Below are 16,591 nucleotides of genomic sequence, written 5' to 3' on the forward strand. Positions count from 1 at the left end.
CTGATGATTAAACTTTCGCATATCACCAAAGTGTTCCAGCAGGGAAACCACACCATACAGGCGCTGAACGATGTCAGCCTGCATGTTCCTGCCGGGCAGATTTACGGCGTTATCGGCGCATCCGGCGCCGGTAAGAGTACGCTGATTCGCTGCGTAAACCTCCTTGAACGTCCGACTCAGGGCAGCGTACAGGTTGGCGGGCAGGAGCTTACCGCGCTTTCTGAAAAGGAGCTGACCCGCGCACGCCGCCAGATAGGCATGATTTTCCAGCACTTTAATCTGCTGTCATCGCGTACCGTTTTCGGCAACGTGGCGCTCCCCCTCGAACTGGACAATACCCCGCCGGCAGAGATTAAGCGCCGCGTGACCGAGCTGCTGGATCTCGTCGGCCTGGCCGATAAGCATGATAGCTACCCGGCTAACCTCTCGGGCGGACAGAAGCAGCGCGTGGCGATTGCACGCGCGCTGGCCAGTAACCCGAAGGTTCTGCTGTGTGACGAAGCCACCAGCGCCCTTGATCCGGCGACCACCCGCTCCATTCTGGAGCTGCTGAAGGATATCAACCGCCGCCTCGGCCTGACGATCCTGCTGATCACCCACGAGATGGACGTCGTCAAACGTATCTGCGACTGCGTCGCGGTCATCAGCAACGGGCAGCTAATCGAGCAGGATACGGTGAGCGAAGTCTTCTCTCATCCGAAAACCCCGCTGGCGCAGCAGTTTATTCAATCCACGCTGCATCTGGATATTCCGGATGACTATCAGGCGCGCCTGAAGCCAACCGCGCTCCCGGATAGCGTACCGATGCTGCGCATGGAGTTTACCGGCCACTCCGTCGATGCTCCGCTGCTCTCAGAAACCGCCCGTCGCTTTAATGTGAATAACAACATTATCAGCGCGCAGATGGATTACGCCGGCGGCGTGAAGTTCGGCATTATGCTGACCGAGATGCACGGCACGCAGGAAGACACCCGGGCGGCAATCGCCTGGCTGCAGGAAAATCATGTAAAAATAGAGGTACTGGGATATGTCTGAGGCAATGATCTGGCTGCTGTTGCGCGGCGTGTGGGAAACGCTGGCAATGACCTTTGTCTCCGGCTTTTTCGGTTTTGTCCTCGGCCTGCCGGTAGGCGTGCTGCTGTACGTCACCCGCCCGGGACAGATTGCCGCCAGCGCCAAACTCTACCGAACCTTGTCGGCGCTGGTGAACATCTTCCGCTCGATACCGTTTATTATCCTGCTGGTGTGGATGATTCCCTTTACCCGCGTGATTGTCGGCACCTCCATCGGCCTGCAGGCGGCCATTGTGCCGCTGACCGTTGGCGCCGCGCCGTTTATCGCCCGCATGGTGGAGAACGCGCTGCTTGAGATCCCAACGGGTCTGATCGAAGCCTCCCGCGCAATGGGCGCCACGCCGATGCAGATCGTGCGCAAGGTCCTGCTGCCTGAAGCGCTGCCGGGTCTGGTAAACGCCGCGACGATTACGCTCATTACCCTGGTCGGCTATTCCGCCATGGGCGGCGCGGTCGGCGCCGGTGGTCTGGGGCAGATTGGCTATCAGTACGGCTATATCGGCTACAACGCCACGGTAATGAATACCGTGCTGGTATTACTGGTTATTCTGGTTTATTTAATTCAATTCTCTGGCGACCGTATCGTCCGGGCTGTGACTCACAAATAACATTATCAACACAACATCGTGCGGGGCGACCCGAACGACGCGTGTACACACAGACTCTTACAGGAAGGAAATAGCATGGCCTTTAATTTTAAAACCTTTGCGGCAGTAGGTGCGTTGATCGGTTCTCTGGCTCTGGTGGGCTGCGGTCAGGATGAAAAAGATCCGAACCATATTAAGGTTGGCGTCATTGTGGGCGCTGAACAGCAGGTTGCTGAAGTGGCGCAGAAAGTCGCGAAAGAGAAATATGGTCTCGACGTTGAGCTGGTGACTTTCAACGACTACGTTCTGCCGAACGAAGCGCTGAGCAAAGGCGACATCGACGTTAACGCCTTCCAGCACAAACCTTACCTCGACCAGCAAATTAAAGACCGCGGCTACAAGCTGGTTGCCGTCGGCAACTCCTTCGTTTATCCAATTGCCGGCTACTCCAAGAAAATTAAAACCCTCGACGAACTGCAGCCGGGTTCCCAGATTGCCATTCCTAACGACCCGACTAACCTCGGCCGTTCCCTGCTGCTGCTGCAGCAGGTGGGCCTGATCAAGCTGAAAGAAGGCGTTGGCCTGCTGCCGACCGCTCTGGATATTACTGAGAACCCGAAAAACCTGAAGATTGTTGAGCTGGAAGCACCGCAGCTGCCACGCTCCCTCGACGATGCGCAGATTGCCCTGGCGGTTATCAATACCACCTATGCGAGCCAGATTGGCCTGACTCCGGCAAAAGACGGTATTTTTGTCGAAGATAAAGATTCTCCGTACGTCAACCTGATTGTTGCTCGCGAAGACAACAAGGACGCGGAAAATGTTAAGAAATTCGTTCAGGCTTACCAGAGCGATGAAGTTAACGAAGCCGCGAATAAAATCTTTAACGGCGGCGCGGTGAAAGGCTGGTAATCTTTTTTCACCGTAATATCATTCAGGACGGGCTTTATGCCCGTCTTGTCATTTATGCAAGCACCTGATTCAATAGCGCCCTGTTTTATTATTCATTGAGGAAATACTATGCGTGCTTTACCGGTCTGTTTGTTAGCACTCATGTTAAGCGGTTGCTCTATGCTAAGCAGATCTCCCGTCGAACCTGTACAAAGCACGGCAACTGCCCCAGTCAAATCGGAACCGGTAAAACCCAAAGCCGTGCGCCCGGCGCCGGTAAGGATCTATACCGATGCGTCAGCGCTGGTCGGCAAGCCTTTCCGCGATCTGGGTGAAGTCACCGGTGAGTCATGCCAGGCCTCAAATCAGGATTCACCGCCGAACATCCCTACCGCCCGTAAGCGTCTGCAAATTAATGCCGCGAAAATGAAAGCTAACGCGGTCCTGCTGCACAGCTGCGAAGTCACCAGCGGCACGCCAGGATGCTATCGCCAGGCCGTTTGCCTTGGCTCCGCGCTTAACGTTTCGGCGCAATGAGTGCTTTTCAGTTTGCGCAGATAGGCGTTATTCGCTCGCCGTATAAAGAAAAATTTGCCGTACCCCGCCAGCCCGGGCTGGTCAAAAACGGCGGCGGCGAACTGCATCTGCTGCCCCCCTATAACCAGGCTGACGCCGTGCGCGGCCTGGAAAGCTTCAGCCATCTGTGGATCTTGTTTGTTTTTCATCAAACCATGGACGGCGGCTGGCGGCCTACCGTGCGCCCTCCCCGCCTTGGCGGCAACGCGCGAATGGGCGTTTTCGCCACCCGCTCCACCTTTCGGCCAAATCCAATCGGCATGTCGCTGGTCGAGCTCAAGGGCATTAGCAGCCAGAAAGATCGGCTGATACTCCAGCTCGGCAGCCTCGACCTGGTCGACGGTACGCCGGTCGTTGATATCAAACCCTATCTGCCGTTTGCCGAAGCGCTGCCGGATGCCCGCGCCAGCTACGCCCAGCAGGCGCCGCTGGCTGAAATGACGGTTAGCTTTACGCCTGAAATAGACGCGCAGCTTGCGCTGCTGGAAAAGCGTTATCCGCGGCTGAAGGCGTTTATTGGCGAAGTTCTGGCGCAGGACCCGCGCCCGGCCTATCGTAAGGAAGAAGAAGCAGGAAAAACTTACGCCGTCTGGCTGCTCGATTTTAACGTGCGCTGGCGCGTAATAGCGTCCGGTTTTGAAGTCTTTTCTCTGGAACCGCGCTAATTTTATTTTCCTCTCTTTTGGCATCTTTGCCACACTGGTAAACTAAACCACTTTTTTTGTGTCAGGCTGGCCCGCCAGCCTGTTCCGATCGTCCAAATGGAACCGTAACAACATGCGTACTAGCCAATATCTGCTCTCCACCCAAAAGGAGACACCTGCCGACGCCGAAGTCATCAGCCATCAGCTGATGCTGCGCGCCGGGATGATCCGCAAGCTGGCCTCCGGATTATACATCTGGCTGCCAACCGGCCTGCGCGTTCTGAAAAAAGTCGAAAACATCGTGCGTGAAGAGATGAACAACGCCGGTGCTATCGAGGTGTCTATGCCGGTCGTTCAGCCGGCAGACCTGTGGCAGGAGAGCGGCCGCTGGGAGCAATACGGTCCGGAACTGCTGCGCTTCGTCGATCGCGGCGATCGCCCGTTCGTCCTCGGCCCAACGCATGAAGAGGTGATCACCGATCTGATCCGCAACGAGCTGAACTCTTATAAGCAGCTGCCGCTGAACTTCTTCCAGATTCAGACCAAGTTCCGCGACGAAGTTCGCCCGCGCTTTGGCGTGATGCGTTCGCGCGAGTTCCTGATGAAAGATGCCTACTCTTTCCATACGACTCAGGAATCGCTGCAGGAAACCTACGACGCGATGTATGCCGCCTACAGCAAAATCTTCTCCCGCATGGGTCTCGATTTCCGCGCGGTACAGGCTGACACCGGCTCTATCGGCGGTAGCGCATCGCACGAGTTCCAGGTTCTGGCGCAGAGCGGCGAAGATGACGTGATCTTCTCCGACAGCTCCGACTTTGCCGCCAATATCGAATTTGCCGAAGCCATCGCGCCGAAAGAGCCGCGCGCTGCCGCCGCTCAGGAAATGACGCTGGTCGATACGCCGAATGCCAAAACCATCGCCGAGCTGGTTGAACAGTTCAATCTGCCGGTTGAGAAGACCGTGAAAACGCTGCTGGTTAAAGCGGTGGAAGGCAGCGCTTATCCGCTGGTTGCCCTGCTGGTGCGCGGCGACCACGAGCTGAACGAAGTCAAAGCTGAGAAACTGCCGCAGGTTGCCAGCCCGCTGACTTTCGCCAGCGAAGAAGAGATCCGCGCGATCGTGCAAGCGGGCCCAGGCTCTCTGGGTCCGGTCAACATGCCGGTTCCGGTCGTTATCGACCGCACCGTTGCGGCGATGAGCGATTTCGCCGCTGGCGCTAACGTTGACGGCAAACACTACTTCGGTATCAACTGGGATCGCGACGTTGCCACCCCGGAAGTGGCCGACATCCGTAACGTTGTCGCCGGCGACCCGAGCCCGGACGGTCAGGGTACGCTGCTGATCAAACGCGGCATCGAAGTCGGCCACATCTTCCAGCTGGGCACCAAGTACTCCCAGGCGCTGAACGCGTCGGTGCAGGGCGAAGATGGCCGCAATCAGGTGCTGACGATGGGCTGTTACGGCATCGGGGTAACCCGCGTGGTGGCCGCGGCTATCGAGCAGAACTTTGACGATCGCGGCATCATCTGGCCGGAAGCTATCGCGCCTTTCCAGGTGGCGATTCTGCCGATGAACATGCACAAATCCTACCGCGTGCAGGAGCTGGCCGAGAAGCTGTATAGCGAACTGCGCGCCCACGGCATTGACGTCCTGATGGACGACCGTAAAGAGCGTCCGGGCGTGATGTTTGCCGATATGGAGCTGATCGGTATTCCGCACACCATCGTGCTGGGCGACCGCAACCTCGATAACGACGATATCGAATATAAGCATCGCCGCGTCGGTGAAAAACAGCTGATTAAAACGGGCGATATCGTGAATTACCTGGTTAACGCCATTAAAGGTTAATTCCGCGCCTGAATGCAAAAAGGCCTCGCATCTGCGAGGCCTTTTTTATCGGAGCGATTCTTTTACTGGCTGCAATCTTTGCCGGGAATAAATTTCACGTCCTTATCCGCCATCAGCGTTTTCACCATTTCACCGCTGTCAGGGTTAGGCTCGAGGGTAAAGTGCCCTTCCACCACCAGCAGCACCGGACGGGTATCCGTTCCGCGCGCGGCGGCATAGTCACGCTCAAGCTGGGCGTTATTGGCAACCGCGATGCGTTTGCCGGTGGCGCAATCGGTAAAGGTCGCCGCATCCGCCATATAGAAATACATCCCGCGCATCGCCATCGGCGTTGTCGGCAGGCTGGCCTTCACCGACTCGAGGGTATAGTTCAGCGTTGACTCAATCGGGTTGCCTTCGCGATCGAGCATCTCCAGCTTGTCCCCTTTCGCCCGATAGTAGGATTTCTCCCCTTTGCTATCGGTCAATACCAGCTTATCCGCGGTTCGGGCCCAGGTACCGTACGACGCGAACGATGACGGCTCGCGGGTCACGCCCTGGTAGCGCTCATTCATCACCCAGCTGCCGTCTTTTTCAAGAAACAGCGAGGTTTCGATACCTTCGCAATCGGCGCACGGCAGTATCCCGCGCCAGCTCTGCTGCATCGGCTTCAGCTCCGCCATCGGCGCCGGCTGTAGCGTCTCAACTTCTGCCCGATGATTGCAGCCAAACAGCGCAAAGAGCGAACAGGCCGCCGCTACTGAGAATATGATTTTCTTCACTGTAAATTCCTTATAATCCATGCCGCCCGTTCGCCGCATCGTCTACTGACGAACTTTCCCACGCAGCGCTTTGACCGATGACTTTTGCGACTTAGAAGCCAGCCGACGCTCTTTTGATGCTCGGGTCGGTCGCGTTTCCCGGCGACTTTTTTGCGCTACGGTTAATTCTTTTATAAGCGCAATCAGGCGGGCAATCGCGGCTTCGCGATTCATCTCCTGGCTGCGGTATTCCTGAGCCTTAATGATAACCACACCGTCGGCAGAAATTAAGTGGTGACTAGCAGCGAGCAAACGCTCCTTGTAGTGCTCAGGCAGGCTCGACGCCTTAATATCAAAGCGCAGGTGGATCGCGGTTGACGCTTTGTTCACGTGCTGCCCGCCCGCGCCCTGCGCGCGGATCCCGGTGAGGGAGATTTCATCGTCCGCAATAGAGACGCTGCGGCTAAGGGTAATCATGCCGCCGGCTGCCAGGCCGTTAAATGAATTTCCAGATTATTCTTAGCGTCGGATAACCAGATGCTGCCGTCCTGAATAGTCGCCTGCAGGATCATCGTGCGATCGGCAAAAGCGCTGAGCTGTTCCAGCTGCGCATCGTCCAGATACCAGACCGTCAGCTTGCTGAACTGCGCCATTTTACTCTTATTCTGCTGCCACCAAACCTCGGCCGCCCGGCTATTGTAGGCAAATAGCGCCACTTCCTGCGCGCGCGAGCAGGCTTTTTTTATCCGCTTGTCGTCCGGCAGCCCGAGCTCAATCCACAGATCGACGCCCAGATGATCGTTGAGCAGCCACAGCTCGGCCTCATCATCCGAGGAGAGGCCGCGGGTAAACTGCAGCCGCTCATCGGCATACTTAATCCACGCCAGCAGGCGCAGCATCATGCGCTCCTGGGTTTCAGACGGATGCTGCGCCAGCGTCAGGCTGGCGTCAATAAACCGGTTGCGATCCAAATCGGCTACATTTACCGTCGCTTTATAAATTGTCGCTTTCAGCGCCATGAAAAAACTCCTGAAAAAAATGGCGTACATTGTAGCGAAACTGGCGACAAAAGGCTGTCGACAATCGAGGGATCCCGTTTCATCCTGCTGATATTGCTTAAATGACTATGGTATAGTCACCTTGCTAAACAGAGTTTATCTTCGTAGGCTTAAACTTGCATCCCACGGTTGAGTCAGAATACTGACAGGAGGGCATGTGGACCAATATTGTGAGTTAATACGCAAGCGGTATGCGGAAATAGCCAGCGGAGACCTGGGGTATATCCCGAATGCGCTGGGTTGCGTGTTGAAAGTATTGAATGAAATTGCGGCGGATGAGGCCCTTTCGGAGTCAGTCAGGGAAAAGGCCGCCTGTGCGGCAGCAAACTTACTGGTGAGCGATTATGTCAATGAATGATACTTATCAACCCATCAACTGCGATGATTATGACAATCTCGAACTTGCCTGCCAGCATCATCTGGTGCTGGCGCTGGCGCTCAAAGATGGTGAGCAGCTGCAGGCGAAGGCAAACGATCTTATCTCGCGCAAAAACATCGAGTATCTGGTAGTGGAGCTTGGCGGAAATAGTCGCGAGCTACGCCTGGATACCATCGCCAGCTTCAGCCATCCGGAAATTGGTACCGTGGTAGTGAGTGAGTCCTGAATAAAAACGGGTGGCTCAGCCGCCCGTTTTCCTCCATGCCAGCCTTACGCCCTCGCCATCCTGCGCTTCTCCGTCACGGGTAATAAACAGCAAATCCGCGGCGGCAATAAGCGTTTCGCCGTAAAACAGCAGCGGCGTCGTATCGCGGCGCCAGGGCGCAACCCCCAGCTCCTGCCAGATTTTCTTCAGCTTGCGCCCGCCGTGGCGCCCGACGATATGCAGATTGCCGCTGGCGCGAAAGCGCACCGTCACCGCTTCGCCGGCGAGAGGAGCGCGCAGCGGCCCTCCGGCAAGCAGCGCCAGCTCGCCCAGCCCCTCCGGCAGCCGCAGCGGCTGGCGGCTATCGGGCCATGACAGCACCGCCTCCGCCTGGCCGGGAAGATATTTCACCCACCACAGCCGCTGCCGGTAGCGGCGCACGGTAAAATCGCCGAGACGCAGGCAGGGAAACGCATCCTCCCGCGCCAGGGCAACTTCGCGCCAGATCCGTTCCGGCGTCTCGCGGGAGGGCATCGGCGCGTTGTGCCATGCCAGCCAGCGGCGCAGCAGAGCGGCGCGTCGCGCGGCGCTCACTTCAGCCAGAGGGTCAATCGCTAAGGTACCGTCATCCGCCATCAGCGCCGTCAGCTCTTCCGCCAGCATCTCATCCAGCAGGCTCTCCTGCTCGGCGCAGAGATCCGCGCTGCGGGCTACCGCCTCGGCGAAGTGCGGCCAGCGGGCGCTAAGCCGAGGAATAATCTGCAAGCGCAGAAAGTTGCGATCGTAGGCATCGTCCTGGTTGCTCTCATCTTCAATCCAGCTGAGCTGATGATGAAGCGCCCACTGGCGTAACGCTTCCCGGGTGGCGTTGAGCAGCGGGCGCAGCAGCAGAGTGTCCGCAAAGGCGGAACGGGCGGCCATCGCCGACAGCCCGGTAGGGCCGCTGCCGCGCTTGAGCGCCAGCAGGAAGGTTTCACACTGATCGTCGAGATGCTGGGCCGTCACCAGCACCTCCCCCGGCTCAAGCGCCGTGCGAAAGGCCTGGTAGCGTGCCTCCCTGGCGTGCGCCTCAACCCCCAGGCCGGCATCCGCCAGCACCACGCGCTCGACCACCAGCGGAACCTGCCACTGCTGGCACAGCTGCCGGCAGTGCGCGACCCACTGGTCGGCGTTGGCGCTCAGGCCATGATGAATATGAATAGCTCGCAGCCCTAACGTCGGGTCGCGCTCACGCCAGCAGACCAGCTGGTGTAGCAGAACCGTTGAATCGAGGCCGCCGCTGAAGGCCACTAAAAACTGGCGGTGCGGCTGAAGGTTTTGCGCAATATCTGGGGTCATCGTCATGATAATGCTGGCTGAGGAGAGATAGCCCGGCACGTTACCGGCCAGGGCCATCTCTGGCAAGCGCTACTGCTGATAAATTTCCAGCGGCAGGCCGTCCGGATCGTTAAAGAAGGTAAAACGCTTATCGGTGAAGGGATCGATGCGGATCGCTTCACACTTCACGCCGTGGGCTTCGAGGTGGGCCACCGACGCGTCAATATCATCCACGCTGAAGGCCAGGTGACGAAGGCCGCAGGCCTCGGGGCGCGACGGGCGGGCCGGAGGGAAAGGAAAGGAGAAGAGTTCAATAACATACTCCCCGTTCAGCGCCAGATCCCCCTTCCACGAGTCGCGCTCTTCGCGGTAGAACTCGCTCTGCAGCGTAAACCCGAGAATATCGCAGTAGAAGGCTTTGCTCTGCGCGTAGCTGCTCGCAATGATAGCAATATGGTGAACCCGTTTTAGACCCAGCATGGTAAATATCCTCGTTTTGATATCAGCCAGGTTACCCGCACCGCCCACCGCGGCGCAAGCACCTAATCGTTTTTTAAGACCCGTACCCGATATACGCCATCTTCGTCGCGCTTCGCTCCGTGAATGTCGGTTTCAAAGCCCGGATAATGGCGCCCGATGGAGCACAGCATCAGCAGGAAATCGAGCACCGCCCGGCTCTCTTCGGTAATCATCTCGCCGGGCATCAGCAGCGGTACGCCCGGCGGATACGGCAGGATCATGTTGGCGGATATGCGGCCAACCAGATTTTCCAGCTCAATGGTCTCGACCTCGCCTTTGATCTGCCGCTGCCAGGCCTGGTGCGGCGTCATCTTCATTTCCGGCAGGACGTCGAAGGCGCTCAGCATCAGCTGCGAAAGCTGGTGCTGACGGATCAGGCGATGGATCCCCTGAGCCAGATCCTGAATCCGCATATTGCGGTAGAAATCCGGATCTTCCGCATAGAGATCCGGCAGCATGTTTTTCACCCGCAGATTGAGATCGTAGGCGCGCTTGAATTCCGTCAGGCCGCGCAGCAGCCCCATCGCCCGGGTCTTGTCGATGCCGATGCTGAAGAGAAACAGCAGGTTATAGGGCCCGGTTTTTTCCACCACCACGCCGCGCTCATCGAGGAATTTCGCCACCAGCGCGGCCGGGATCCCTTCGTCATCCATATTGCCCTGTTCATCCATACCCGGCGTCAGGATCGTCACCTTAACCGGATCGAGGAACATATGGTCGTCATCGGCATCCTGAAAACCGTGCCACTGCTCGCCGGCGGCGACCGGCCAGCAGCGGGTCTCGGCGATATCTTCCGGCTGCCAGATATCGAAGAACCATCCGTCGGCCTCTTCGCGCAGGCGCTGCACCTCCTTGCGGAAATCCAGCGCCCGCTCTATCGAGCGCTGGATCAGGCGCCTGCCTGAGTTCCCCCGCAGCATCGCCGCGGCGGTTTCAATCGAGGCGACGATGGGATAGCTCGGCGAGGTAGAGGTATGCATCATAAAGGCTTCATTAAAGGTCTCTTCGTCGTAGCTGCCTTTAATATGGATCAGCGAAGCCTGCGACAGCGCCGCCAGCATCTTGTGCGTTGACTGGGTCTCAAAGATAACCTTGCCCGGGAGGCGATCGCCGCTCATCCCGCTCTTCCCCTGATAAATCGGGTGGAAATGGGTATAGGGCACCCACGCGGAATCAAAGTGGATAGAGGGGACGTCGAGCGTCTCTTTTATCCAGGTGGTGTTATACAGCAGGCCGTCGTAGGTGGAGTTGGTGATCACCGCGTGTACCGGCCACTGCGCCCCGCCCGTGGTGCTCACCTTGTGCTGAATGCTGTCGCGGGTAAACTCGCGCTTCGGGATGCCGCCGAGGATCCCCAGCGCATTGCGCGTCGGCTTCAGCCACAGCGGCACGACGTCGCTCATCATCAGCAGATGCGCCAGCGACTTATGGCAGTTGCGATCGATAAGCAGCGTGCTCCCCGCCGGCGCGGAGTACATGCCGACAATTTTGTTCGACGTTGAGGTGCCGTTAGTCACCATGTAGCTCTGCTCCGCCCCGAAGGCGCGGGCGATATACTCCTCGGCCTCGAGGTGTGGGCCGGAGTGATCGAGCAGCGAACCCAGCTCAGTCACGGAAATAGAGACGTCGGCCTTGAGCGTATTGCCGCCAAAAAAATCATAAAACAGGCAGCCTACCGGGCTTTTCTGGTAGGCGCTGCCGCCCATATGCCCCGGCGTACAGAAGGTATATTTTCCCTCCTGCACGTAGTTGAACAGGGCTTTGGTAAACGGCGGCGTAATGTTATCCAGATACTCGCGGGTGTACTGGCCGATGCGGGTGGCAATCTCCTGCGCCAGGCCAAGGGCATACTCGAAGAACCACAGCGTCATTCGCAGATCCTGGCTGCTGACATCCATCGTCGAGTGCGCGTTGATAAACGCGTACAGCGGCAGATACTCATTGAGCTGATTGATATCGCTGCACAGCTCGACGTTGTACTCATCCCAGTCAAAAATGACGCCGCAGATGCGCGGATTGTGTTCGATAAACTGCAGCAGGTCGGCGCTATTTTGCGGCCAGATGGTCTGAAAGCCTTGCTGTCGCAGGGCGGCTTCCAGTTCTTTAATCGGTTCGTCTTTATGATAGACGCCGTGGGGGCCCATGATGGCAATGATATTCACGCTTTCCTCCTGGAACTAACCTAAGGCAGGCATCATAGCAATCGCGCCAGCGTATCGCACATAAAAAAGGGCCGGAAAATCCGGCCCTTTTTACGGCATAACGCAAGGAATGATCAGGCGTAGCCGTAGTTCATCAGACGCTGATAGCGACGGTTCAGCAGACTCTTCTTCGCTCAGGATCTCGAGGTCTGCCAGATCGGCCAGCAGCTGCGCTTTCAGGCTTGCGGCGATGGCTTCCGGATTGCGATGCGCGCCGCCTAGCGGCTCCGGAATAATGGAGTCGATAAGCTTCAGCTCTTTCAGGCGCGGGGCAACGATCCCCATGGCTTCAGCGGCCAGCGGGGCTTTGTCCGCGCTTTTCCACAGAATGGAGGCACAGCCTTCCGGCGAAATAACGGAATAGGTGCTGTACTGCAGCATATTCACTTTGTCACCGACGCCAATCGCCAGCGCGCCGCCGGAGCCGCCTTCGCCGATCACGGTACAGATGACCGGTACGCTCAGGCGCGACATTTCGCGCAGGTTACGGGCAATCGCTTCCGACTGGCCGCGCTCTTCTGCGCCGACGCCCGGATAGGCTCCCGGGGTGTCGATAAAGGTGATGATCGGCATTTTAAAGCGCTCGGCCATCTCCATCAGACGCAGCGCCTTACGGTAGCCTTCCGGGGCCGGCATGCCAAAGTTGCGACGAATTTTCTCCTTCGTCTCGCGCCCTTTCTGGTGGCCGATAATCATCACCGGACGCCCGTCCAGACGCGCAATACCGCCGACGATAGCTTTATCATCAGCGTAGGCGCGGTCGCCGGCCAGTTCGTCAAACTCGTCGAACGCCAGGCGGACATAATCCAGGGTGTATGGGCGACGTGGATGGCGTGCCAGCTGAGCAACCTGCCATGCGCCGAGATCGGCGAAGATTTTACGCGTCAGACTCTACGCTTTTTTCACGCAGACGATGCACTTCTTCATCGATGTTAATATCGAGTTTCTCATCCTGACGGCTTACTGCAGTCAGGGAATCGATTTTCGCTTCCAGCTCTGCAATCGGCTGTTCAAAATCAAGGAAATTCAGACTCATAGTATTCCTGTATTAGTCAAACTCCAGTTCCACCTGCTCCGAGCCGATAAGGCCACGCAGATCGTTGAGTAAACGATCGCTCGGAGAGACGCGCCATGTTGCGCCAAAGCGCAGCCGCGCGCGCGCATCCGACCTCTGATAATAGAGGTGCACTGGAATAGTTCCCGAACGGTGGGGTTCCAGAGACTGACGGAGTCGGTTTAAAAGCTGGTCATCAATTTGCCTGTCCGTCAGCGAGATAGCAAGCCCGCGAGCATATTTTTCCCGGGCTTCGTCAATGTCCATCACTTCGCGGGCGGTCATTTTAAGCCCCCCGCTGAAGTCATCAAAGCTGACCTGTCCGCTGACGATAAGTATGCGGTCTTTTTCCAGCAATTGCTGATATTTATCCAGGGCGTCGGTGAATAACATCACCTCCAGGCGCCCGGAACGGTCATCCAGCGTACAGATGCCGATACGATTGCCGCGCTTGGTGACCATTACCCGCGCGGCAATAACGAGCCCCGCCGCCGTGGTCACTTTACCACGATCGGTCGGATGCATGTCTTTGAGCCTTACGCCGCCTACGTAGCGCTCGATCTCTTTCAAATACTGGTTAATCGGGTGACCGGTCAGATAGAGCCCCAGGGTCTCCCTTTCGCCATCAAGCACCACCTGCTCCGGCCACGGCTGGCAGTTGGCGTAGGATTGCTCGATTTGCTCCGGCTCTTCCGCCAGCACGCCGAACATATCGGCCTGGCCGATGGCCTCGGCCTTAGCGTGCTGGTCGGCGGCCTTCAGCGCGTCGCCAAGCGAATTCATCAGCGCCGCGCGATGCGGCCCGAGACGGTCAAACGCCCCGGACATAATCAGTTTTTCCAGCACCCGACGGTTAAGCTTTTTGGTGTCAGTGCGGGCGCACAGGTCGAAGAGTTCGCGGAAATAGCCGCCCTCGTTACGCGCTTCAATAATCGCTTCGATTGGGCCTTCGCCGACGCCTTTAATTGCCCCGATGCCGTAGACGATTTCGCCATCGTCATTGACGTGGAAATGGTACAGGCCGGAGTTAATATCAGGCGGCAGGATTTTCAGCCCCATCCGCCAGCACTCGTCCACCAGGCCGACAACCTTCTCGGTGTTGTCCATATCCGCCGTCATCACCGCGGCCATAAACTCTGCCGGATAGTGCGCCTTCAGCCACAGCGTCTGATAGGAGACCAGCGCATAGGCCGCGGAGTGCGATTTGTTAAATCCGTAACCGGCGAATTTCTCCACCAGGTCGAAGATTTTCATCGCCAGCTCGCCGTCAACGCCGTTTTTCTTAGCCCCTTCCTCGAAGGTGCCGCGCTGCTTGGCCATCTCCTCCGGCTTCTTCTTACCCATCGCACGACGCAGCATATCCGCGCCGCCGAGGGTATAGCCGGAAAGCTCCTGGGCGATCTGCATGACCTGTTCCTGGTACAGGATGATGCCGTAGGTCGGTTCAAGCACCGGCTTCAGACACTCATGCTGCCACTGCACGTCCGGATAGGAGATCTCCTCCCGACCGTGCTTACGGTCGATAAAGTTATCCACCATCCCTGACTGCAGCGGGCCCGGGCGGAACAGCGCCACGAGGGCGATCATATCTTCGAAGCAGTCCGGCTGCAGGCGTTTAATCAGGTCTTTCATGCCGCGCGATTCAAGCTGGAAAACCGCGGTGGTTTCCGAGCGCTGCAGCATATCAAAGCTTTTCTTATCGTCCAGCGGAATGGCGGCGATATCCAGCGGCGCTTCGCCGTTCTTCTCGCGCCGCTTATTGATCATCTCCAACGCCCAGTTGATGATCGTCAGCGTACGCAGGCCGAGGAAGTCAAACTTCACCAGCCCGGCGTATTCCACGTCGTTCTTATCAAACTGGGTCACCGGATGCTGCCCGGCCTCATCGCAGTAGAGCGGGGCAAAATCGGTGATTTTGGTCGGGGCGATAACCACCCCGCCCGCGTGCTTGCCGGCGTTACGCGTGACGCCTTCCAGCTTGCGCGCCATATCGATCAGCGCTTTGACCTCTTCGTCGGCCTCGTAGATCTCCGGCAGCTGCGGTTCGGCTTCGAACGCTTTCGCCAGGGTCATCCCCGGATCCGGCGGCACCAGTTTTGAGATGCGATCGACGAAGCCATACGGATGGCCCAGCACGCGGCCGACGTCGCGGATAACCGCTTTCGCCGCCATCGTACCGAAGGTAATAATCTGCGATACCGCGTCGCGGCCGTACATGTCCGCAACGTGTTCGATAACCTGGTCGCGCTTCTCCATACAGAAGTCGACGTCAAAGTCGGGCATCGACACGCGCTCCGGGTTCAGGAAGCGTTCGAACAGCAGGTCGAACTCCAGCGGATCGAGGTCGGTAATTTTCAGCGCATACGCAACCAGCGAGCCGGCGCCGGAACCGCGGCCCGGCCCTACCGGCACGCCGTTATCCTTCGACCACTGGATAAATTCCATTACGATCAGGAAGTAGCCCGGGAACCCCATCTGGTTGATAACCTGAAGTTCGATATCCAGACGTTCGTCATATTCCGGGCGCTTCTCCGCGCGAACAGCCGGATCCGGGAATAAGAACTCAAGACGTTCTTCCAGCCCTTCCTTCGATTTCACGACGAGGAAATCTTCGGTGGTCATATCGCCGGTCGGGAACTGCGGCAGGAAGTATTCACCAAGGCGCACGGTGACGTTACAGCGTTTGGCAATTTCTACGCTATTTTCCAGCGCCTCGGGGAGATCGGAGAACAGCTCGCACATCTCATCTTCGCTGCGCATATACTGCTGCGGCGAATAGTTACGCGGACGTTTGGGATCGTCGAGGGTAAAACCGTCATGGATCGCCACGCGGATTTCATGCGCGTCGAAGTCGCCGGTCTCCAGGAAGCGCACGTCGTTCGTTGCCACCACCGGCAGCCCGCGCTCCTCCGCCAGCCGTACGGCGGCGTGCAGATAGGTCTCTTCGTCCGCCCGGCCGGTGCGGATCAGTTCCAGATAGTAGCGATTGGGAAAGTGTTCTTCGTAGAAGGCGACGCACTGTTCAACCAGCGCCGCATTGCCGCGCGTCATGCAGACGCCGACGTCGCCTTTGCGCGCGCCGGAGAGCAGAATCAGCCCTTCCTGATGCTCAGCCAGCCACTCTCTGTCGATCCACGGCCCGAGGGCGCCGTAGCCGCGCTGGTAGGCGCGGGAAATGAGCAGGGTGAGGTTTTGATAGCCGGCGTTATCGGCCGCCAGAACGGTAATCTCGGTCAGCTCATCGCCGAGCAGATCGCACTGGACGTGAAAATCCGCGCCGACGATCGGTTTGATCCCGGATCCGTGTCCCGCTCCGTAGAACTTCACCAGCCCGCACAGGTTGGTAAAATCGGTGATCGCCAGCGCCGGCATGCCTAACGCGGCCGCCTTTTTCACCAGCGGCCCGGTTTTCGCCAGCCCGTCGATCATGGAATAGTCGCTGTGCACCCTGAGGTGTACGAAACGTGGTTCAGCCATCTTCAGATTCCGCGTTAC

At 57.9% G+C, this 16,591-nt stretch carries 15 protein-coding genes and 1 pseudogene; 8 read left to right on the plus strand and 8 right to left on the minus strand.

Features of this window, described 5'->3' with window-relative positions; all coding sequences use genetic code 11:
• The first annotated feature begins 3 nt into the window (after positions 1-3).
• The 6 genes from metN to proS all read left to right on the plus strand — a co-directional run bounded on the left by metN (position 4) and on the right by proS (position 5,623).
• Complete coding sequence (gene metN / locus ABOC21_RS19920) at positions 4-1,035, plus strand: methionine ABC transporter ATP-binding protein MetN (RefSeq protein ID WP_426813003.1); 1,032 nt, start codon at positions 4-6, stop codon at positions 1,033-1,035.
• Positions 1,028-1,681 carry a methionine ABC transporter permease MetI gene (locus ABOC21_RS19925; protein ID WP_426813004.1) on the plus strand — a complete coding sequence of 218 codons (654 nt, stop codon included), beginning with the start codon at positions 1,028-1,030 and terminating at the stop codon, positions 1,679-1,681. The genes metN and ABOC21_RS19925 overlap by 8 nt, the downstream gene beginning before the upstream one ends.
• 75 nt (positions 1,682-1,756) lie before the next feature.
• Entirely contained in the window at positions 1,757-2,572 is an 816-nt protein-coding gene (locus ABOC21_RS19930) for a MetQ/NlpA family lipoprotein (protein ID WP_426813005.1), read from the plus strand.
• Between the two features lie 108 nt (positions 2,573-2,680).
• On the plus strand, positions 2,681-3,088 hold the full coding sequence (rcsF, locus tag ABOC21_RS19935; protein WP_426813006.1) for an Rcs stress response system protein RcsF: 408 nt from the start codon (positions 2,681-2,683) through the stop codon (positions 3,086-3,088).
• Positions 3,085-3,792, plus strand: a complete 708-nt coding sequence (gene tsaA / locus ABOC21_RS19940; protein ID WP_426813007.1) for a tRNA (N6-threonylcarbamoyladenosine(37)-N6)-methyltransferase TrmO — start codon at positions 3,085-3,087, stop codon at positions 3,790-3,792. Before rcsF ends, tsaA begins: the two co-directional genes overlap by 4 nt.
• Positions 3,793-3,904: 112 nt before the next feature.
• Positions 3,905-5,623, plus strand: a complete 1,719-nt coding sequence (gene proS, locus ABOC21_RS19945) for a proline--tRNA ligase (RefSeq protein WP_426813008.1) — start codon at positions 3,905-3,907, stop codon at positions 5,621-5,623.
• Between the two features lie 62 nt (positions 5,624-5,685).
• Here the strand turns inward: proS and nlpE are convergent, their stop codons facing one another.
• Genes nlpE through ABOC21_RS19960 form a run of 3 tightly spaced genes read right to left on the minus strand, consistent with a single transcriptional unit; the run spans position 5,686 to position 7,382 of the window.
• Positions 5,686-6,384, minus strand: coding sequence for an envelope stress response activation lipoprotein NlpE (gene nlpE, locus ABOC21_RS19950; RefSeq protein WP_426813009.1), 699 nt, complete (start codon positions 6,382-6,384; stop codon positions 5,686-5,688).
• A 42-nt stretch (positions 6,385-6,426) separates the two neighbouring features.
• Complete coding sequence (gene arfB / locus ABOC21_RS19955) at positions 6,427-6,840, minus strand: alternative ribosome rescue aminoacyl-tRNA hydrolase ArfB (protein WP_426813010.1); 414 nt, start codon at positions 6,838-6,840, stop codon at positions 6,427-6,429.
• Entirely contained in the window at positions 6,837-7,382 is a 546-nt protein-coding gene (locus tag ABOC21_RS19960; protein WP_426813011.1) for a YaeQ family protein, read from the minus strand. The genes arfB and ABOC21_RS19960 overlap by 4 nt, the downstream gene beginning before the upstream one ends.
• 196 nt (positions 7,383-7,578) lie before the next feature.
• Here ABOC21_RS19960 and ABOC21_RS19965 point away from each other — a divergent pair, with 196 nt between their 5' ends.
• Positions 7,579-7,779 (plus strand): YaeP family protein, encoded by a 201-nt coding sequence (locus ABOC21_RS19965; RefSeq protein ID WP_426813012.1) that lies wholly within the window; start codon positions 7,579-7,581, stop codon positions 7,777-7,779.
• On the plus strand, positions 7,766-8,026 hold the full coding sequence (rof, locus tag ABOC21_RS19970) for a Rho-binding antiterminator (protein WP_426813013.1): 261 nt from the start codon (positions 7,766-7,768) through the stop codon (positions 8,024-8,026). The genes ABOC21_RS19965 and rof overlap by 14 nt, the downstream gene beginning before the upstream one ends.
• A gap of 15 nt (positions 8,027-8,041) precedes the next feature.
• On the opposite strand, the gene tilS is transcribed toward rof, so the two are convergent.
• From tilS to dnaE, 5 genes and pseudogenes are all read right to left on the minus strand, one after another.
• The gene (gene tilS / locus ABOC21_RS19975; RefSeq protein ID WP_426815544.1) at positions 8,042-9,349 is read right to left on the minus strand and encodes a tRNA lysidine(34) synthetase TilS; all 1,308 of its coding nucleotides are present in this window, start codon (positions 9,347-9,349) and stop codon (positions 8,042-8,044) included.
• 63 nt (positions 9,350-9,412) lie between these two features.
• The gene (locus tag ABOC21_RS19980) at positions 9,413-9,802 is read right to left on the minus strand and encodes a VOC family protein (RefSeq protein WP_426813014.1); all 390 of its coding nucleotides are present in this window, start codon (positions 9,800-9,802) and stop codon (positions 9,413-9,415) included.
• Positions 9,803-9,864: 62 nt separating this feature from the next.
• Complete coding sequence (locus ABOC21_RS19985) at positions 9,865-12,003, minus strand: lysine decarboxylase LdcC (RefSeq protein WP_426813015.1); 2,139 nt, start codon at positions 12,001-12,003, stop codon at positions 9,865-9,867.
• A gap of 113 nt (positions 12,004-12,116) precedes the next feature.
• Positions 12,117-13,078, minus strand: a pseudogene (gene accA, locus ABOC21_RS19990) (acetyl-CoA carboxylase carboxyl transferase subunit alpha).
• 12 nt (positions 13,079-13,090) lie between these two features.
• Entirely contained in the window at positions 13,091-16,573 is a 3,483-nt protein-coding gene (gene dnaE / locus ABOC21_RS19995) for a DNA polymerase III subunit alpha (protein ID WP_426813016.1), read from the minus strand.
• Positions 16,574-16,591 lie beyond the last annotated feature (18 nt).

Origin of the sequence: Klebsiella sp. WOUb02 (genome assembly GCF_050058015.1) — a bacterium.
Classification (GTDB): Bacteria; Pseudomonadota; Gammaproteobacteria; order Enterobacterales; family Enterobacteriaceae; genus Klebsiella.